Source organism: Mesorhizobium sp. KR2-14 (assembly GCF_040049255.1).
Lineage (GTDB): Bacteria > Pseudomonadota > Alphaproteobacteria > Rhizobiales > Rhizobiaceae > Pseudaminobacter.
In genome coordinates this window covers 1-18,692 of sequence record NZ_JBDZDR010000012.1, presented here as the reverse complement: position 1 = coordinate 18,692, position 18,692 = coordinate 1, and the positions used below count along the sequence as shown (strand labels likewise).

Annotated in this window: 14 protein-coding genes and 2 pseudogenes; 8 read left to right on the top strand and 8 right to left on the bottom strand. The window is 61.1% G+C overall.

The annotated features are described in order from the left end of the window. Positions 1-4: 4 nt before the first annotated feature. Both ABLE86_RS21330 and ABLE86_RS21325 read right to left on the bottom strand, forming a co-directional pair. A complete protein-coding gene (locus ABLE86_RS21330) occupies positions 5-583 on the bottom strand; it encodes a hypothetical protein (protein WP_348781006.1) in 579 nt (192 codons plus the stop codon). A 941-nt stretch (positions 584-1,524) separates the two neighbouring features. After that, the gene (locus tag ABLE86_RS21325; RefSeq protein ID WP_348781005.1) at positions 1,525-1,872 is read right to left on the bottom strand and encodes a hypothetical protein; all 348 of its coding nucleotides are present in this window, start codon (positions 1,870-1,872) and stop codon (positions 1,525-1,527) included. Positions 1,873-2,171: 299 nt separating this feature from the next. On the opposite strand from ABLE86_RS21325, the gene ABLE86_RS21320 reads away from it, so the two are divergent. Then, positions 2,172-3,650 carry a protein adenylyltransferase SelO gene (locus ABLE86_RS21320; protein WP_348781040.1) on the top strand — a complete coding sequence of 493 codons (1,479 nt, stop codon included), beginning with the start codon at positions 2,172-2,174 and terminating at the stop codon, positions 3,648-3,650. A gap of 75 nt (positions 3,651-3,725) precedes the next feature. On the opposite strand, the gene ABLE86_RS21315 is transcribed toward ABLE86_RS21320, so the two are convergent. After that, complete coding sequence (locus tag ABLE86_RS21315) at positions 3,726-4,712, bottom strand: diaminopimelate dehydrogenase (RefSeq protein WP_348781004.1); 987 nt, start codon at positions 4,710-4,712, stop codon at positions 3,726-3,728. 223 nt (positions 4,713-4,935) lie between these two features. Between ABLE86_RS21315 and ABLE86_RS21310 the strand changes: the two genes are divergently transcribed. From ABLE86_RS21310 to ABLE86_RS21285, 6 genes are all read left to right on the top strand, one after another. After that, a complete protein-coding gene (locus tag ABLE86_RS21310) occupies positions 4,936-5,064 on the top strand; it encodes a hypothetical protein (protein ID WP_348781003.1) in 129 nt (42 codons plus the stop codon). 879 nt (positions 5,065-5,943) lie between these two features. Then, entirely contained in the window at positions 5,944-7,284 is a 1,341-nt protein-coding gene (locus ABLE86_RS21305) for an efflux RND transporter periplasmic adaptor subunit (protein WP_348781002.1), read from the top strand. 1 nt (position 7,285) lies between these two features. Beyond that, positions 7,286-8,002 carry an ABC transporter ATP-binding protein gene (locus tag ABLE86_RS21300; RefSeq protein WP_348781001.1) on the top strand — a complete coding sequence of 239 codons (717 nt, stop codon included), beginning with the start codon at positions 7,286-7,288 and terminating at the stop codon, positions 8,000-8,002. After that, complete coding sequence (locus ABLE86_RS21295; RefSeq protein WP_348781000.1) at positions 7,999-9,234, top strand: ABC transporter permease; 1,236 nt, start codon at positions 7,999-8,001, stop codon at positions 9,232-9,234. Before ABLE86_RS21300 ends, ABLE86_RS21295 begins: the two co-directional genes overlap by 4 nt. A 548-nt stretch (positions 9,235-9,782) precedes the next feature. Then, a complete protein-coding gene (locus tag ABLE86_RS21290; RefSeq protein ID WP_348780999.1) occupies positions 9,783-10,700 on the top strand; it encodes a DUF1259 domain-containing protein in 918 nt (305 codons plus the stop codon). A 115-nt stretch (positions 10,701-10,815) separates the two neighbouring features. Continuing rightward, positions 10,816-12,012 carry an MFS transporter gene (locus tag ABLE86_RS21285; protein WP_348780998.1) on the top strand — a complete coding sequence of 399 codons (1,197 nt, stop codon included), beginning with the start codon at positions 10,816-10,818 and terminating at the stop codon, positions 12,010-12,012. Positions 12,013-12,359: 347 nt separating this feature from the next. On the opposite strand, the gene ABLE86_RS21280 is transcribed toward ABLE86_RS21285, so the two are convergent. From ABLE86_RS21280 to ABLE86_RS21270, 3 genes are all read right to left on the bottom strand, one after another. Further along, complete coding sequence (locus ABLE86_RS21280; protein WP_348780997.1) at positions 12,360-12,944, bottom strand: DUF4337 domain-containing protein; 585 nt, start codon at positions 12,942-12,944, stop codon at positions 12,360-12,362. Between the two features lie 240 nt (positions 12,945-13,184). Further along, positions 13,185-13,604: a hypothetical protein gene (locus tag ABLE86_RS21275; protein WP_348780996.1), complete on the bottom strand. Its 420-nt coding sequence runs from the start codon at positions 13,602-13,604 to the stop codon at positions 13,185-13,187. Positions 13,605-13,809: 205 nt separating this feature from the next. Next, a complete protein-coding gene (locus tag ABLE86_RS21270) occupies positions 13,810-14,271 on the bottom strand; it encodes a metallophosphoesterase family protein (protein WP_348780995.1) in 462 nt (153 codons plus the stop codon). A 305-nt stretch (positions 14,272-14,576) separates the two neighbouring features. Between ABLE86_RS21270 and ABLE86_RS21265 the strand changes: the two are divergent. Beyond that, positions 14,577-16,055: pseudogene (locus tag ABLE86_RS21265) on the top strand (protein adenylyltransferase SelO). A gap of 323 nt (positions 16,056-16,378) precedes the next feature. On the opposite strand, the gene catB reads toward ABLE86_RS21265, so the two are convergent. Together catB and ABLE86_RS21255 are read right to left on the bottom strand one after the other, a co-directional pair. After that, on the bottom strand, positions 16,379-17,017 hold the full coding sequence (catB, locus tag ABLE86_RS21260) for a type B chloramphenicol O-acetyltransferase (RefSeq protein ID WP_348780994.1): 639 nt from the start codon (positions 17,015-17,017) through the stop codon (positions 16,379-16,381). Positions 17,018-17,618: 601 nt separating this feature from the next. Beyond that, a pseudogene (locus ABLE86_RS21255) lies at positions 17,619-18,692 on the bottom strand (IS91 family transposase); the annotation flags it as partial.

Here is an 18,692-nt window from a genome sequence, read left to right as displayed (position 1 = left end):
GCGTTTAGCCTCGGACATGACTGCCCCTCGACAAATTATAGGGTAGGATTAATTGCGTAGCAGCCCGACTTGCAGAATTTTCATTATCGCAAACGGTTGCAGTACGTCGCCGATTCTCGAAGATGCGGGCGTGGCAATCGTTGACCTCGTCCAAGGTCACCTGTCCGTCACCGTTGGCATCCATGACCGCGAAGAGGATCTTCAAACCTACGCCGCGCATCCACGGCGGGCCGTGACGGTGCTTGCGCCATCCGCCTTCTTCACGCGCCTCGGCTGCCCGCTCGCGCAACCTTTCGCACATCATTCCGCCTCTCTGCCCCATCATCTCGGCTCCGGGCCGCCTCGGGCCTCTCGGGGCTTCTGGCCCTCCCTGCTCTTCCATGCGCTGCGTCATCGTCTCACGGGGGGCCTGCCGGATCATCTGGCGCAACTGGTCAGGGCTGATCTGCACTTGCGGCACGCCTTGTTGTTGCCGCTGGGCCGTCTGATAGGAAGTTTGTTCCTGCGCAAAGCTCGGCGACGCCGGTAGCGCCACCATTAGTCCCGCCACTGCAATGCCAGCCAGCATCTTGAGGCGTGTCACGATCTCACTCCTCCGCATTGAAATTTGGACGTCCTGCGGTCGATGGGTCGTGGAGGCGTGCTCATGCTTCAAGACAGCCAGAGTGGGACGGGTTTCCCCAGAAGGCATTGACCCGCATCAATGACAGCAGCCGGTTGTAAGCCACCCCGCCGAATTCCGCCTGGCCTCAGTGGCAACAAGACTACGAGGCAGAAAACCCGTTCCCGCCGCCTGCAGCAGGTTGCCGACGCCGTTGTTGTTTCCGTTGTTCGAACCGGAGTTATGGTTGCCATCGACGTGGACGAAATCGCGGCGCTGCCGGCAAAGTTCGCACTACTCCTCCCGGTCTGGCCAAATCCGATTGCATAAACCGGGTGGGGGGGCCTATTTGTCAGGTATTCCTGACTTGGCTGCGAACTGCGATATGCGAGCATCGATGTGCTGTCCGCCTGGCAGCGTGAGGCATCGGCGCCGTCCTATCCCCTTGGAGCGTCGCCGAGCCTCTATGGGCCACAATACGCTTGCGGAGGGGCTCGGTCCCGAGATCGACCGCCTCACGGTTAGGGTAGTCGTCGACAACTATCAATTCGCGGTCGCGCCCAGCCACAATATCGCGAATGTCGCCATTCAGCATTTCGGTTGGGGTAGGTAACCTTTCTTGACGAGAGAGCGCCCGCGACCCAGACGTCCGGCCGGAAATAGGTACTGCGCATTTCGATGCCGCGCAGCGGGATGCGTCCGCCAGAGAAGACGAGGTAAGCCATGAACAGCGCCTGGGTTCGAGGTGTGTCCCTCTTCGAGTCATTGTTGTCCTGACCCCAATTGCGGTAGTCGGCGAGGTCCTCATAGGGGAATTGGTTGAAACTCTTCGCCGAAGAGGGCTTATCGTTGCTGCAACCGACAAAGATCACGCCGTTCGGACTAGAGCACGAAGCCTTGGCATGCATGTCATCGATTTTGGTTCAGACTATGTTCTGCAATGAGACCTCATCACGCTGCCTGATCTCAAAGAGCACATTTCCGGCTTCCTGAAGGCGACCAGAAATCACGAGATTGATGCCCATCATGGCTGGAGCGAACGTCATATCCTTTCGGTCGTGGATCACGAATATCTTCTGCCCGAACAGCGTCACTTGAAGGGTATCTGGAAACATCGACGCCCACGGCTCGACATCGACATTGCCGCGAATTGCCGAGTGTCGGGATTCCAATGCCGCCCGCTGGACGATGTGGTCGACGCCTTGGAGAAGCGCAACAGCGTCCTCACGCAGAAGGCCGTGAGCATCTGAGATCACACTGAGAATGTTCATAGAGCCCAGAACTATCAGTCCTTGCTGGCATTGGCGAGAATGCTGACCTCGGAGTCGTTGGTCTGCGCTTGGAGACCCAGAACGAGGACTACGTCAAGGGTACGCATCAGACCCTCGGCCGCTCGCTTCCTTCTAGATATGGAATGGCGCTACGGCGACAACTGACAGCAGCTTCCTGGCTGGACGTCCAATATCAGAAACTGCGATTGGGTTGCGACCCAACAGCCCCTCTCAAATTGTTGGCCCGCGACCCGCGGCATCCCTATTTTGCTGGTAACCTGAACAAGCCCCGAGATGACATGCGCAGTCCCCGGTTCCACCACACCTATGCCGTCGATCTCCCCGAACGGCTTTATGCACACACGGATCCATCGCCAGTGTCAGCTCAGCGGCTGCTTGAGTTGAATGAACCACTCGCGACGGAACTAGGCCTTGATATTGGCTGGTTGCGTAGTTCTGAAGGTATCGAAATGCTGGCCGGTAACCGCTTTCCCGCTGGCGTGCGTCCCATCGCTCAGGCCTACGCTGGTCACCAGTTCGGCAACTTCGTGCCGCAGCTTGGCGACGGCCGTGCCCTCCTTGTGGGAGAGTTGGCCGATACCAGCGGCCGATTGCGCGACGTTCAGTTGAAGGGCTCCGGTCCGACCCGGTTTTCCCGTAATGGTGATGGGCGCGCAGCGCTCGGACCGATGATGCGCGAGTACATCGTCAGCGAGGCGATGCACGCACTCGGGATCCCAACCACGCGAACCCTATCGCTGGTTGCCACTGGTGAGCACGTCTATCGCGAAACCAAGCTTCCCGGAGCGCTGATAGCGCGCGTTGCCGCCAGCCATATCCGCGTCGGCACGTTCCAGTACCTTGCCGTACGAGAAGACATTGACGGCATGAGGGCCTTGGCCGACTACGCAATTGCGCGGCACTACCCGGATCTGGCCGGCAGTCCCAACCGCTACCTTGGGTTTCTCGAAGCCGTTGTCGCGGTGCAGGCAAAGCTGGTGGCACAATGGATGCTGGTCGGCTTCATCCATGGCGTCCTCAATACTGACAACGTCGCCATTTCGGGTGAGACGATCGATTATGGTCCATGTGCGTTCATGGACGCCTATCATCCGGCGACCGTGTTCAGTTCCATCGACCATCAGGGTCGCTACGCCTTTGCCAACCAGCCGCGCATCACCGTTTGGAATCTGGCGCGCCTAGCTGAAGCGCTGCTGCCGATCCTGGGCGATGATGCAGGTGGAGACGACCAAGGCTTCGAGCTGGCGAAAGCAGCAATCGGATCGTGTCAGGCGTACTACGAGGCAGAGTTTCATAAAGGCATCCGCCACAAGATCGGACTGTTTTCCGAAAAGCCGGGCGACCTTGATCTTGCCGCCGAATTGCTCGACCTGATGGCGCGCAACAGCGCCGATTTCACTCTTACATTTCGCGATCTCGCGCATGAGATCGACGGGTCCGGGCGAGCACGCAACCATTTCATCGACCCGACCGCTTTCGACGGCTGGGCCGCGCGCTGGCGTGAACGGCTGGCCCGCGAGCCGGAGAATGCAGCCGACCGCGCCGCTCGGATGCGCGCGATCAATCCGAAATACATAGCGCGCAATCACCGCGTCGAAGCTGCCATTGGCGCTGCCACGAATGATGGCGATTTCGGTCCTTTCCATCGCTTGCTCACGGTCCTGGCGCGTCCGTTCGACGAGCAGCCCGAGATGGAGGAATACGCGCAGCCGCCAGCAGACGAAGGGCGCGTGCTGCAGACATTCTGCGGTACGTAATTGCGACTACGGTACAGAACAAGCCGTCCAAGTTTCGTGGCGACTCAGACGCGCAGCGTTCCCGAGCCGTCTCTTTTACAGTAGTTCGGCGCGAAGTTCTGCCGCGGTCCTGGGTGAGAGCAGGCCGGGTGCTACGTCGAAGACGGTCACCGCGCCATATCGGCCCATATTGTTGAGGCGGTGCACGGCGCGAGCATAGGCGACGAGCACGCTGGCGGTAAATTCTGGATTGCTGCCGAGCTTCAGCGCGTATTCGATTACCTGCGCATTTTCAGGCGTGGTGTTGCCGCTGCGGATGACAAAGCCGCCATGAACCATAGCATGATGATCCCGTGCGAGTTCTTTGGCGGAGATGAACTTCACCGTCGTGTCGTACTCATCGAAATAATGCGGCATGGTGACAATGGCATTGCGCACCGTTTCGGCATCGGCGCCTTCTTGGAGAACGACGAAGCATTCACGGTGGTGCTTTTCGCGGGTCGTGAACGTCGGCCTTGCGCCGCTGCGCACTCGGTCGACTGCTTCCTTGATCGGCCTCGTGTACTGGACAGCACCTGCGACGCCTTCAACACGGCGAACCGCATCGGAATGGCCCTGGCTGAGGCCGTCGCCCCAGAAGGTGTAGGTTGCACCGTCCGGCAAAAGCGCCTCGCCGAGCGCGCGGTTGATCGAGAACATGCCAGGATCCCAGCCTGCCGAGATCAGCGCTGTGCACTTATTTGCCCTCGCCGGCGCATCGACCGTTTCGAAATATTCGGGAATCCGCGCATGGGTATCGAAGCTGTCGACGGTATTGAAGAGTGCGGCGAATTCCGGCCCCTGCAGCGGCAGGTCCTCTTTCGAACCACCGCACAGGATCAGGACATCGATCGCATCGGTGTGTTCCTTGAGCGTGGCCATTTCATAGACAGACGTCCCGGCGTCTCTCGGCTTGATCTGCTCGGGCGGGCGCCGGCTATAAATGCCGACTAGGCGCATGTCCGGATTCTTTGCGACTGCCGCTTCCACGCCGCGCCCAAGATTTCCGTGCCCGGCGATGGCGATCCGGATCTGCTCTGCCATGTCGAAGTTCCTTCGCTGAATCTGCGTGCTGCTTTCACAGAGGGAGAAGCCCATGTTGCTAAGTCTGAGGTGCCTTTGCCCTCTTTGCCCTGCCGATCGCCTTCGAAACGTCGCTGATTTCGGCCAATTCCATGCAGGCGCGCCGTTTAGACCATCCATCCTCCAGATGCCAGACCTCCGCAAACAACGCGCAGGGAGGTTCCTGCAGGCATTGGACAATCTGGTGCGCGCCGGACCTATCTGGGCCGGCGGCTGGCGGCAGCGCCTGGCGCTCAAGGGCGCGGTAGACGCCTGCCGGCTCGCCGAGCGTCAGGTCACCACTACCCGAATGTCGGCTCTTCAGGGCCCGTAGCCTCGAAGCTGACGGTCCCCAACCGCCCCCAAGCTGCCAGGCGGCAACGCGCCCGATGTCGGCCGTACAGGCAAATTTTGCTTCCGCCCAGAAGCAGACGCCGCGGGGTGAGCATGCTGAAGGTTGTGGTCGTGCCCACGCGGACGTCAGCTCAACTCACTAGGTGAGCCGCGAAAGGCGGGCGAAGCCAGTCAGGGATAGGTCGAGATGGGACGCAAGCGCCCACGCAGATCTCACCCCCGGGAGATCAAGGCAGGTTCAAAAAAAATTTGAATTGCTGGGAACTTCTACCTCGTTCCGCTGTTTGACGTGGTTGGCGGTCAAGTCCACGGCTCCGGATCGAGGGGCCGGGGGCAAATTCGTGCGTTACTACGCTCCGACGTGATGACTCCCCATTAGCCGCCTTCAATCCGCAACATAGCTCTTGAAGGAGCGAAAAGATGAAGCACCTATTCGCCTCTCTCACCGTTGGCCTATGCTTGGTACTTCCGCCAACTGGCGCGGCATTTGCCACCGGCCAACCCGGCGCCTCCGCAGGCGTGGCGTGCGAAGTAAGTCCCGATGCCCTCATGACACCTGGCAAGGCGGGTAGCGCGGGCAACCCGGCTGGCACCAACGGTGCGGCATTCAACGAGTCACTTGTGAAGGGATATGCCGGAAACCCAGGCAACCCGACGACGACGAACGGACACGCAAGTCCCAACGCGGTTTCCCAGTACGACATTGCCTGCAAGAACGTCTCGTCGAAGCAGATGCCATAGCGGGCGCGTCTACGCGTTCAAAGGTGTGGTCGGCTTTGATCGACCGCGTCGTTCCGGCGTGCAGGGTATTTGGAGTTTTGGGCAAAACGCCGGACGACTGGAATAGAATGACAGCTTCATGCGTTCCGTCGTTGTGGCGAGCTTCCTTTCTGCGCTGGCGGTCGGTTTAGGCTACACCTACAGCGAGGAAGGAACGGCTCCAATCTTCCTTACGGCCCCGGTCGAGCGTGGCCATATCTCTACCTTGGTGAAGGCGAGTGGCACCGTCGAGGCCGCTGTGAGCGTTGACGTGAGCTCACAACTGTCGGGTCGGATTGCGGCGGTGTTCGTGAATTTCAACGATGCCGTAACGGCTGGTCAGCCGATTGCCCAGATAGATCAGGAGATTTTTGCCGCCCAGGTCAATGAGGCGAAGGCCGCCTTGAGCGTGGCAAGGGCTGCTACCCAGGCCGCAAAGGCCGCGCTGGAAAGAGCGAAAGTCGCCGTGATGGATGCGCAGACCGCCAAGGAATTGGCGGTGGCTCAATCGGCGGCAAGCAAATCCAGACAGGATGAATTGGAGCGTGATCTCCAGCGAAAGGCGAAGCTGGCACGCACCGGAAGCGGGACCGAGCGAGACCTGAGTCAGGTGAAAGCTTTGCGTGACGCGGGGGTCTCCGACCTGCGCGCTTCTCTTGATCAGGTCCAGATGAAAGCGGAGGCCATTGCCATGACCGTAGCAGAAAAGCTGATGGCCGAGGCCGGTCTCGAGAATGCTCAGGCTGTCGTTGAGCAGAGGCAGGCGGCTCTAGACCAGGCGCGACTTGATCTCGATCGTACCGTGCTCCGCGCTCCGATCGACGGGACCATAATCAGTCGGGATGTCAATCCGGGGCAAACCGTCGCCGTCAGCCTGGAAGCCAAGACGCTGTTCAAGATCGCGAACGATCTGCGGCAGATGGAGGTCCACGGAAAGATCGACGAGGCCGACATTGGGCAGTTGCACATGGGCCAGGCGGTCCAGTTCAGAGTGGACGCCTATCCTGATCGAACTTTCAGCGGGCGGATTCTGCAGATCCGCAAGGCGCCCGCGGTCGTGCAGAACGTCGTGACCTACACGATAATTGTTTCCGCGCCCAATCCGGACCTTCTGTTGATGCCGGGAATGACCGCGGAACTGCAAATTGTCGTGCGGGATTCCGGCGAGATCCTCAAAATACCCGGTCAAGCGCTGCGCTTCCGGCCGAACGGCGCCGACCCCACGCCCGGTCACCCGAGTACAGTCCCCGGGGCGTCCGCGACAGTGTGGGTGGTCGGCGAAGGCGGGCAACCAGCCCCCATTGCCGCGAGGCTTGGGACGAGCGACGAGAGGGGCGCAGAACTGCTTGAGGGCTCGCTTACGGAGGGCCAGCAAGTAATCGTCGGGGTTGCCAATCCACAGAACCAGAAGGGTTACTTCGGCATTCGCCTGGGTTTTTGAAATGCAGCCGCTGCTCCAGACCGTTAGAATCTCAAAATACTACCCCTCCGGCGCGACTGTCATACGGGCGGTATACGGCGTGTCGCTGTTGATCAAGCAGGGCGAGTTTGTTGCGATCCGCGGCCGCTCAGGTTCAGGCAAATCGACCCTGATGAACCTCCTGGGGCTCCTGGAGCGGCCGGATACCGGCGAATATCTGTTGCAGGGGCAGGCGGTTGCAGAGCTTGGCGAGGACAAGCGCGCCGCCCTCAGGCGCCATGCCATCGGCTTCATATTCCAGTTGCCCGTCCTATTGCCGCGAGCGACTGCGCTGGAAAACGTCGAGCTGCCCCTCATCTACGCGGGCGTTCCTCGCCCACAGCGGCGTCGCAGGGCCAAGGATGCGCTTGACCGCGTAGGCCTTGCCGACCGCGGTCACCATTGGCCGAGTCAGCTCTCGGGAGGAGAACAGCAGCGGGTCGTCATTGCGCGTGCAATCGTAAACGACCCTGCCCTGATCCTGGCCGACGAGCCGACTGGCGCGCTGGACAGTGGCACCAGCGACGAGATTCTGTCCTTGTTCGAGGGCCTTCACCGCGACGGTCGCACGATCATCATGGTTACGCATGCCAATAATGTCGCCGATCGTGCGCAACGACAGATCACCCTGCACGATGGGCGGATCGTTCAGGGTGTAGGGTCATCGGCTGGCAGTTCGTTTGCGGTGGTCCCCTCATGAGTCCGCTGGAGAGCGTTCGGATCGCCACTCGGGCGCTTGGCGCAAACAAGCTGCGGAGCGCCTTGACCGTGCTTGGGATCGTTGTTGGCGTCGCGGCTGTGGTCTGCATGATATCGATCGGAGCGGGCGCGCAGGCGGAGGTTTCGGAGAAGATCCGCACGCTTGGCGCAAATCTCCTGCTGGTTTTGCCCGGGGCCCAGAATTCCAACGGGGCGAAGCTCGAGTCCGGAACTCAGCCCACACTGACCGAAGAGGATGCGGCAGCAATTCGCCGCGAACTGACGGACGTGCAGGTTGCCGCCCCGCTGCTATCGCGACCAATGCCCCTCGTCGCCGCAAACAAGAACTGGATGACGCTGATCGCCGGGATCAATTCCGACTATCTGGTCGCTCGCGAGTGGCAAGTCGTCAACGGTCGATCCTTCACAGACGGAGAGGTCTCATCTGGAGCCAAGGTGGCCGTCGTAGGGTCGGTCATTGTCGAGGAACTTTTCGACGGACGTGCCGGAGTCGGTGAAACGTTTCGGATTGGCAACGTGCCCTTCACCGTGATCGGCGTGCTCGACAAAAAGGGGTTGGGGGCGGCTGGCCGAAGTCAAGACGATGTCGTGTTCATTCCGCTGTTGACGGCGAAAAGCCGCGTGGTCGGGGCTGTGCGTGGCACGACCCGTGAGGCTTTGGATTTCGTCTCGGTCAAGGTGTCGGATGCGGCCGCCATGCCGGAGACGCAACGGGAGGTCGAAGCGTTGCTTCGGCAGCGGCACCGCATTCGCGGGGACGCTCCCAGTGACTTCAGGATCGAGAACCCGGCGGACGTCCTCACCGCACGTGGGGCCGCGGTGCGGCTCCTCGGGATTCTGTTGATTGCGGTGGCATCGGTCTCGCTGGTCGTTGGCGGCATCAGCGTCATGAACATCATGCTGGTTTCCGTGACCGAACGCACCCGCGAAATAGGTTTGCGCATGGCGGTCGGGGCCAGCCGCCGCGATATCCGATCGCAGTTCCTGATCGAAGCCTTGATCTTGGCATTGATGGGCGGGCTTGTCGGAGCAGTCCTTGGAGCGGCCACCGCAGTCGCAATCGCATGGGAAGCTGGCTGGCCCATCCTGATCAGCCCATGGGCAGTTGTCTTGGCTTGTTGTTTTTCGGGCTTCATCGGAATTTCATTCGGCGTCTATCCAGCCCATCGGGCTGCTCGGCTCGATCCGATTGAGGCATTACGCTTCGCGTAGACCCCTGGCGGAAACCGCGGAGCCATCCGACGATTTTCCGAACGGAATGTCTTAGCAACATCACGCGGCGCCGAAGCCTGAGATGCGGTCAGTCGCCATCTGTACCTCCGCTGGAGCGCGCCATGATGGATTTCCAAACTGACACGGTCGGCTGGTCGAACTGGTCGATGCTAATGTCGCCTTATGCGCTTCTTGCGTGCGCACTGCGCGTTCGCCAGGTGCCGGATATGGAGTGCGGGTCGCGACCCGGCATCGGCCGTTCAATTAATGGCATTCGCGGAACTAGATTCGCGTCCTTTTCTGACCTTCATGAGCCGGATGGCGGTTGATCGCCTGGAACGGAGAGCCCGCGCCGCTATTTGTCAGGGGTGATGTGCAGGACATGCAGTGATGGCGGCCTTTGTCCCGAAGACCAGAGCCCGAAGTTCAACCAGCTATGCTCGGAACTGAGGCCACACACGCAAGGACTCCATGACCGACCCAGTCGCCATAGGTGGATGGGGTCGATCTGGATGGTGTGGGAAGAAGCCGAGCTCGGGAGAAATGACATGCGTACTCACCTTTTCGCCGCCGCTGTCACGAGCCTTGTCGCGCTCTCCACCCCTGCCTGCCCGGCGGAGTCTTGGCAGCAGGCAATCGCCGCTGGGCTCGGCAAAACTGGTACGGAGTTGCCGGGAGGGGTTTATCGCGTCGGCCTGCCTCGGACGGATCTCAAGGTCATGCTCGACGGTGTCGAGATTAAACCAGCCTTGGCCCTGGGATCATGGCTCGCCTTCAGGTCCACGGACAAAGAGGTCATTGTCATGGGCGACCTGGTCCTGACGCAGGAGGAGGTCAACCCCGTGATGACCAAGCTGGAAGAGGGTGGAGTCGAGGTCACCGCCTTGCATAACCATCTCCTGCGTGCAGTGCCCAATCCGATGTACATGCATGTGCACGGACATGGCGATCCGGGGAAGCTCGCGGCAGCACTTCACGCAGCGCTCACGCTGACCAAAACGCCTTTCGGCACCGAAGACGCTGGGCCGTCTGCCACGCAGCAGACCACTGCGACCGGAAACCAAGAAGCAACGATCGACCTCGACACCACGACCATCGAGCGGACCCTGGGGGCGAAGGGCAAAGTCACCGGCGGTGTTTATCAGATGACCGCGCCCCGGGCAGAGACCGTCAGGGTAGCCGGGATCGAGGTGCCAGCCTCAATGGGCTCGGCCATTGCCATCAATTTCCAGCCGACCGAGGCGGGTAAGGCCGCGATCACGGGAGACTTCGTGCTCACGGCAGATGAGGTGAGCGCCGTCGCCAAAACCCTGCGCGCGAACGAGATCGAAGTGACGGCGATCCACAACCACATGCTTGGTGATGAGCCACGTCTGTTCTTCATGCATTTCTGGGCCAAAGACGATGCCCGCAAGCTCGCCAAAGGGCTCCGGGCCGCCTTGGATCATGTCAAGACGGCGAAGTGAGGGGGCACCGGGAGAGCCCCACTCGCCAGCGCCAGGACGCGCAGCGGCTCCGCCGCCCCCTGATGGATATGGATTAGTCTACGTCTGCCTGCGTCGATTGCGGCTGGCAAATCAAATGCACATCCAACCGGCGAGTTTTCTGTTTGCGGCGCGTGCCCTGCGTGACTTTGGTGACGCCTACGTGGCCGTGCTGTTGCCAGTCTATATGCTCGCGCTCGGATTTACGCCACTGCAGGTCGGGGTTCTTGCGACCGCGTCCCTGTTGGGATCGGCACTTCTCACCATTGGTATCGGTTTCCTCGGCGCGCGGCGCGATCATCGCCGGCTCTTGCTCGCTGCCGCCGGCCTGATGTTTGCAACGGGAGCGGCATTCGCAGGCCTTCAAGAGTATGCTCTGCTTCTGCTCATTGCGTTCGCCGGCACGGTCAATCCGTCCGCCGGCAGCGTCAGCATTTTCGTGCCATTGGAACATGCTGTGCTCGCTCGCGAAGCTCCGGCTTCTGAGCGCACCCAGATGTTCGCGCGCTACAGCTTTGTGGGAGCAATTGCCGCGGCGCTCGGTGGGTTGGCCGCGGCCACGCCGGATCATCTGGCGATGTTCGGCCTCGACCGGCTCGACGGTATAAGGGCCATGTTCGTCCTTTATGCTTTGCTGGGCGTGCTGGGTGCCGTGCTCTACGCCCGCATCCCCGAACGCGAGGCAACACCGGAAACCAAGCCAGCGGCCGCGCTCGGGCCTTCCCGCCACGTTGTGATCAAACTGGCCATGCTGTTCAGCCTCGATGCGTTCGCCGGCGGCTTTGTCATTCCATCCCTGTTGGCGCTGTGGCTGTTCGAGACATTCAACCTGACTCTGTCGCAGGCGGGCACATTCTTCTTCTGGTCCGGCCTGCTTTCAGCGGCCTCCTATCCGGTCGCTGCCCGGCTTTCGCGACGCATCGGGCTCATCAATACGATGGTGTTCACACACATCCCGTCGAGCATCGCCCTAATGCTGGCGGCAGTTGCGCCAACCTTGCCCGTCGCGCTTGGGCTGCTGCTGACACGCGCCGCACTCTCGCAGATGGATGTGCCGGCGCGCTCGTCATACGTCATGGCGGTCGTGACCGAAACCGAGCGTGCCGCCGCTGCCAGCTTCACTTCGGTGCCTCGCAGCCTCGCTGCTGCGATCAGCCCTACCTTGGCGGGTCTGCTGTTTGCCGCTTCCCTTCGAGCTTGGCCGCTCCTCATCTGTGGAGTGCTGAAAATCGGCTACGACCTGCTGGTCCTGGTCCAGTTTCGTCACATCAAGCCGCCTGAAGAGCAGACCTAGACTCAAGGGAGAAAGTTCCAGCAGAGCCCGAACAGAACAGGGCCGCGAACGAATAGAAGCCGGTCCCGGCCTCGCCACTCCAAAGGGCCAGCGAACAGCATCATGCCCCCGTTTTGGGCGAGAAGCGATCGGGCGCAGAAGGACGGCGGTGCTCATAACCCCTGTCCAGTTTTCCGAGCCCGCTCTGTCCGGCGGCTGCTCGTTTACCAGCCTTGTTTGGTAGCTGACCCCCTGGTCGTTCGGAACTGAACCTTCTCAGGCGCGCCAAGGGTTCGATCACATCATGAGCCTTAGCCTCTTCCGTGTGCCGGTCCTGATGCGACAACTATGCAATATGCCCCGGCACTTCAAATCACGAGCATTGCCCACAGGAAGAAGCCAGCGCCGAGAAGGCCAAGCGATGTCGACCCGAGCCAGGCGAAGCGTTTGCGCGTCAGTGCTGCTACGGCGCCTAGCGCAATCGCCACCTGAAGCATCGCCACCGTATAGGCGAAAAAGTGATGCCGATGGATCAGAAGATCGGCGTCCGAACCCTTCTCGTCGCGCTGACGCTCGAACTCCTGGGCCCTTTTCTGCGCTTCCTGCTGCTCGTCCTTGTAGCGTGCAATGTTCTTGTCGAGGTCGGATGAAACAGATTTGCCTCCGCTTGCCAACAGGCTTTTCTGAGACTCTAGGACAACGGCCTTGATGCCCTTGGCCTGGTAGTAAGCCCATTGGTCGGACGCCTGCGCCTGCAACTGTGTCGCCTCGGTCTTGAGGGCGAGTGCTTCGTTGACCGTGCTGCCGGCAAGCAGCGATGAGACCGCCGCCAACGCCGCGAACAACGCGGTAGTCAGCGCTATCGTGCGAAGCAACGTGCCTCCCTCTTTCTCCACCTCCTCTTGGATCGCCTCGTGCAGTTTGTCGGTGTCTACTTCGATCTCTTCAGGCATGGCAACACTCGCGGGTTGCGCGTCAGAGTAGCCCAACATTGCGGTTGGTTGTAGGTATCCTGATAGGGCCGACGTTCTGGCAAGGTACCCGTCGCCGGATCGGCCGGCGATCAACGCCTGGCGCCAAATTCACAGGCGCACACTACGGCCTGCGCCACCGGCGCACCATCGTCCCGCGCGGGATCGGGACCTTGCTCCACCAAGACAACCGGTTGGGCCCTCAGGCTCGTTGTCTTGGGATTAGGCAAGAGTCTGCCACAGATGCCGTTGGTACGAGACGAAGGTTAACGGCGAAGAAAACCTGATTTCCAGTCCATCAATGTAGCCGATGTCGGTCCGCACCTTGCCGCGGAACACCCAGTAGGACCAGCCCGTATACATGAGGATGACCGGCAGCAGAAACAGCAGCCGACCATCAGGAACGCTTGCGTGCTCTGCGCCGAGGCGGCATCCCACAGAGTGTAGGTGTACGGCACGATCATCGACCACAGGCTGATGGCGATGCCGAGATAGGAGACCAGGAACAGACAGATCGCCGCGATGAAGGGTACCGCTTCGGAGTTGTTGTTGAGCGAGGCCGTTGATCGAGTGCCTCGTCGATGTCGATTGATTATGATTTGCAGGCGCTGCATAGGTAACAGTCGCCGCCAACTTGAGCATGAAACGGCGGCTTTCTGAGACGTGCAGCCGAAGCCTGATCGTCCATTGGCGGCCCCGACACGGAGGAAATGGTTTCCGGATTAGGATACCGAGCGCTATGTCCGCGATGTCACCGATTGGTCGTCAACGGAACGGCGGCCTAGCGCGATCGTGATCCGAAAGCGGCCAGTCCGCTGTCGGCCCCTTGTCAGACATGCCGACGGCTTCAGTAAAGATCTGAGGCAATCTCGTAAATCTTGGGCACCAATCGCCCGTGGATGATCTGGACCATTGCCAAGGTGATGGGCAGCCCGAACCTGCGCGGGCCTGCACTGCCCGGGTTGAGATAAATAACGTCATCGCGGCTCTCGATACTGGCACGATGAGAATGACCAGAAATCACGAGATTGATGCCCATCCTGGCTGGAGCAAACGTCATATCCTTTCGGTCGTGGATCACGAATATCTTCTGCCCGAACAGCGTCATTTGAAGGGTATCTGGAAACCACGGCTCGACATCGACATTGCCGCGAATTGCCGAGACTGGCGCAACACGTTCCAATCTCTCTATGATGGTGGGGTTTCCAATGTCGCCCGCATGGACGATGTGGTCGACGCCTTGGAGAAGCGCAACAGCGTCCTCACGCAGAAGGCCGTGAGTATCTGAGATCACACCGAGAATGTTCATAGGGCCCAGAACTATCAGTCCTCGCTGGCACTGGCGAGAATGCTGACTTCGGAGTCGTTGGTCTGCGCTTGGAGACCCAGCACGAGGACTACGTCAAGAGTACGCCAATTAGAATCAGACCCTCGGCCGCTCGCTCCTTCTAGATAGGGAATGGCGCTACGGCGACAATTGACAGCAGCTTCCTGGCTGGACGTCCAATATGAGAAACTGCGATTGGGGTGCGATCCAATAGCCCTCTCAGATTGTTGGCCCGCGACCCGCGGCATGGCTATTTAGCTGGTAACCTGAACAAGCCCCGAGATGTCATGCGCAGTCCCCGGTTCCAACACACTTATGCCGCCGACCTCCCCGAACGGCTTTACGCCCGTCCGGATCCATCCCTGGTTTCGCCACCGCGTCTGCTTGAACTGAATGAAACACTGGCGACGGAACTCGGCCTCGACATCGGCTGGTTGCGTGGTCCTGACGGTATCGCAATGCTGGCCGGAAACCGCTTTCCCGCTGACGTGCTTCCCAACGCCCCAGGCCTATGCGGGTCACCAGTTCGGCAACTTCGTGCCGCAACTCGGCGACGGTCGTGCCGTCCTCGTCGGAGACTTGCTCGATACCAGCGGCCAATTGCGCGACGTTCAGTTGAAGGGCTCCGGTCCGACCCGGTTTTCCCGCAATGGCGATGGGCGCGCAGCGCTCGGACCGATGATGCGCGAGTACATCGTCAGCGAGGCGATGCACGCACTCGGGATCCCAACCACGCGAACCCTGTCGCTGGTTGCCACTGGCGAGCACGTCTACCGCGAGACCAGGCTTCCCGGAGCGCTGATAGCGCGCGTTGCCGCCAGCCACATCCGAGTCGGCACGTTCCAGTACCTTGCCGTACGGGAAGACATTGACGGCCTGAGGGCGTTGGCGGACTACGCGATTGCGCGGCACTATCCGCATCTCGCCGAAGTCCCCCGTCGCTACCTTGGGTTCCTCAACGCCGTTGTAGCAGCGCAGGCGAAGCTGGTGGCACAATGGATTCTGGTCGGCTTTATCCATGGCGTCCTCAACACCGACAACGTCGCAATTTCTGGCGAGACGATCGATTATGGTCCATGTGCGTTCATGGACGCCTATCATCCGGCGACCGTGTTCAGTTCCATCGACCATCAAGGCCGCTACGCGTTTGCAAACCAGCCCCGCATCACCGTCTGGAACCTGGCGCGACTGGCCGAAGCGCTGCTGCCCATTCTGGGAAACGAAACCGGCGGAGACGATGAAGGCTTCGAGCAGGCGAAAGCGGCGATCGGATCGTTCCAGGCACGCTACGAGGCGGCGTTTCATGAAGGCATCCGCCACAAGATCGGGCTGTTTACCGAACAGCCGGGCGACCTTGATCTTGCCGCCGAACTGCTTGACCTGATGGCGCGCAACGGGGCGGATTTCACTCTTACATTTCGCGATCTCGCGCATGAGGTCGACGCCTCCGGCCGAGTTCGCAACCACTTCCTCGACCCTACTGCTTTCGATAGCTGGGCTTTGCGCTGGCGTGAACGGCTGGCTCGCGAGCCGGAGAATGCAGCCGACCGGACTGCTCGGATGCGCACGGTGAACCCGAAGTACATAGCACGCAATCACCGTGTCGAAGCTGCCATCGCCGCCGCCACCGATGCAGGCGACTTTGGCCCTTTCCAGAGCTTGCTCGCTGTCCTGGCGCGTCCGTTCGACGAGAGCCCGAGATGGAGGAATACGCGCAGCCACCAGCAGACGAAGAGCGCGTCCTGCAGACATTCTGCGGTACGTAATTGCGACGACCGTACAGGTGCCGAATGAGATGGGTTGCTGGCTGATCGTTTAACCATGCATGGTTCGGCGAGAATGGGGTGGGGCAGCAAAATGGCAGCTATTGCTGTCTGGGGGGCGAAAGCCGTCTCTGGGATCCCCGCGCTTTTTTGCCGGCAGCTATCCCACATCAGAGGCTCGAACCGGACTGTCTGCTGTCGGTCCAGGGCAGCCCAAAAAGCTCCGTCCCCGGCTGAAGTGCGCGGTGGCTGCGACGTGATCAACTTGCGAATGTCTGCCTGACCGCCCTGGCTGACGGACAGGCAGACGCTAATCCCGACTGCTGCTAGCGGTGGGCGTTGATCGCCGTTCTCCAGTAGTGGTGGAGGGCGTGAACATTGCCACTGGTCAGGATGGGCATTGCCTCGTGGAGATGATCGTCAGACCAGTCCCACCACTTCAACTCCTGCAGCATCGCAATTTCAGACTCACCGAAGCGCATGCGGATCGGCTTGCTTGGATTTCCTCCGACAATCGCGTAGGGCTCTACGTCGCGAGTCACCAGGGCACGAGTACCGATCACTGCACCGTCGCCGATCTTCACGCCGGGCATGATGATCGCCTCCGAGCCGATCCACACGTCGTTGCCGACGATTGTGTCCCCTGCCGGTCGATAACCGTTCTCTGCGCCGGCGAAGGCTGGCACCTCCGCCATCCAGAAGAACGGAAAGGTACTGATCCAGTCGTGCCGGTGGCCCTGGTTGCCAGCCATGATGAAGGCTGCGCCTGACCCGATAGAGCAGAAGCTGCCGATGATCAGCCGATCGACACCATCGTCCGGCAGAAGAAACCGGGCACAGTCATTGAAGCTATGACCGTGATAGTAGCCCGAATAGTAGCTGTAACGACCCACGATGATGTTCGGGTTCGTGACCTGCTTGTCGAGGGTGATGCCCCGGAAGGGGCTTTCGAAGAAATTGCTCACAGAAATACCACTGAGTTACGGTCGCACAGGCGACGACTGCTCGCATGAGATGACGCACGCGAACGCTCACCGACACGTCTGTTCCAACATGCCGACTTGGAAGCTTCTCGCGTCGGGACGCGGAAGCAGATTCAGGTGGTACAGTCTGCGGACTTCATACACCCATCATATCCGGGATATTCACCAGAATGCTAGGGCCCGTCGGGGTCTTCGGATTGCACGCAGCGCCAAGCAGATGGTGTAGTCAGACGCAGAACGGCAGCTTACTTCGCTTTCCAACCTAATAGCTGCCGGTCCGCTCTCGTGAAGAGTTTCGGGCGCCGGCAGGCGTACGAAAGTCCCCGAGGAAGGAACCCGCGGCCCACGGGCGATGCCTATGGGGATTTTGGTTTGGGGCCGGTGTCAGGGATGGCGTGTCCGCCGCCGGGAAGCGCCGCAGTTGATGCGGACGGACCATCTCGTCTTGCGATGGGGCGGCATTGTCGGCTCGGCACACGGTCGGACGCGGTCCTGTCGGCATCGATACTCATGATGGACGCGCGTGGATCCGTTGCCGGAGGCTGAGTGCCTGCGAGCGAACGCTGGACCATGCCACGCCGGGTCATGGGGCGGTCTCCCGGTTCGCCGCCGCCTCGTTCGGCGGTCCGCGCGGCTGCCGCCACCGTTCGAACACCTCGATGACGATCATGCGTCCACCGCAGCAGGGACATGATGGGCGCACGTCGTCCGGTTCTTCCGGAGGGCCGTCGTCGGGCGATGGAGCGACGTTCAGTAGGTCGCGGGCGCGTGCGATGCTGGCCTTGCGAGCGGATCCGGCAAGCAGGCCGTAATGCCCGGATGCGGTGGAAGCCGCGCGGCAGGACATGCAGCAGGAAGCGGCGGATGAACTCGTCGGTGGCGAGCGTCATGACCTGCTGACGGTCGGCGTCGTCGCGGCGGTAGTCCTTGTAGCGGAAGGTGACGCCAGCCTCGTCGAAGGCGATCAGGCGACGGTTCGAGATGGCGACCCGGTGCGTGTAGCGCGACAGGTAGGCCAGCACCGCTTCCGGCCCGGCGAAGGGCGGCTTGGCGTAGACCACCCAGCGCTTCTTGCGGACGGGCGACAGGTGGCGCAGGAAGGCCTGGCGGTCGGCGAGATGCGCCATCGCGCCGAAGAAGGCGAGCCGGCTGGCGTCGTGCAGCGCGACCAGCCGGTTCAGGAACAGCCTTCGGAACAATTTGCCCAGGACCCGGACCGGGAGCAGGAAGGCTGGGCGCGACGATATCCACCGGCTCCCGTCCGGCGCGATGCCGCCGCCCGGCACGATCATGTGGACATGCGGATGATGCGTCAGCGCCGAGCCCCAGGTGTGGAGCACGGCGGTGATGCCGATGCGTGCGCCAAGGTGCCTGGGATCGGCCGCGATGGTCAGCATCGTCTCCGAAGCCGCCTTGAACAGCAGGTCGTAGATCGGGGCCTTGTTGTGGAACGCGATGGCGGCGACCTCGGCGGGCAGCGTGAACACGACATGGAAGTAGCCGATCGGCAGCAGGTCGGCTTCGCGCTCGGCGAGCCATGTCCGCGCCGCCGCGCCCTGGCACTTCGGGCAGTGCCGGTTGCGGCAGGAGTTGTAGGCGATGCGCCACTGGCCGCAGTCCTCGCAGGCCTCGACGTGACCGCCAAGGGCTGCGGTGC

What these genes read in the sequence shown, in the direction of transcription:
- ABLE86_RS21325 (WP_348781005.1), bottom strand. Translation starts at nt 1,872, where the DNA reads ATGAACATTCTCAGTGTGATCTCAGATGCTCACGGCCTTCTGCGTGAG.
- ABLE86_RS21300 (WP_348781001.1), top strand. Translation starts at nt 7,286, where the DNA reads ATGCAGCCGCTGCTCCAGACCGTTAGAATCTCAAAATACTACCCCTCC.
- ABLE86_RS21290 (WP_348780999.1), top strand. Translation starts at nt 9,783, where the DNA reads ATGCGTACTCACCTTTTCGCCGCCGCTGTCACGAGCCTTGTCGCGCTC.
- ABLE86_RS21270 (WP_348780995.1), bottom strand. Translation starts at nt 14,271, where the DNA reads ATGAACATTCTCGGTGTGATCTCAGATACTCACGGCCTTCTGCGTGAG.
- ABLE86_RS21275 (WP_348780996.1), bottom strand. Translation starts at nt 13,604, where the DNA reads ATGCTCAAGTTGGCGGCGACTGTTACCTATGCAGCGCCTGCAAATCAT.
- ABLE86_RS21295 (WP_348781000.1), top strand. Translation starts at nt 7,999, where the DNA reads ATGAGTCCGCTGGAGAGCGTTCGGATCGCCACTCGGGCGCTTGGCGCA.
- ABLE86_RS21315 (WP_348781004.1), bottom strand. Translation starts at nt 4,712, where the DNA reads ATGGCAGAGCAGATCCGGATCGCCATCGCCGGGCACGGAAATCTTGGG.
- ABLE86_RS21285 (WP_348780998.1), top strand. Translation starts at nt 10,816, where the DNA reads ATGCACATCCAACCGGCGAGTTTTCTGTTTGCGGCGCGTGCCCTGCGT.
- ABLE86_RS21305 (WP_348781002.1), top strand. Translation starts at nt 5,944, where the DNA reads ATGCGTTCCGTCGTTGTGGCGAGCTTCCTTTCTGCGCTGGCGGTCGGT.
- ABLE86_RS21320 (WP_348781040.1), top strand. Translation starts at nt 2,172, where the DNA reads ATGCGCAGTCCCCGGTTCCACCACACCTATGCCGTCGATCTCCCCGAA.
- ABLE86_RS21280 (WP_348780997.1), bottom strand. Translation starts at nt 12,944, where the DNA reads ATGCCTGAAGAGATCGAAGTAGACACCGACAAACTGCACGAGGCGATC.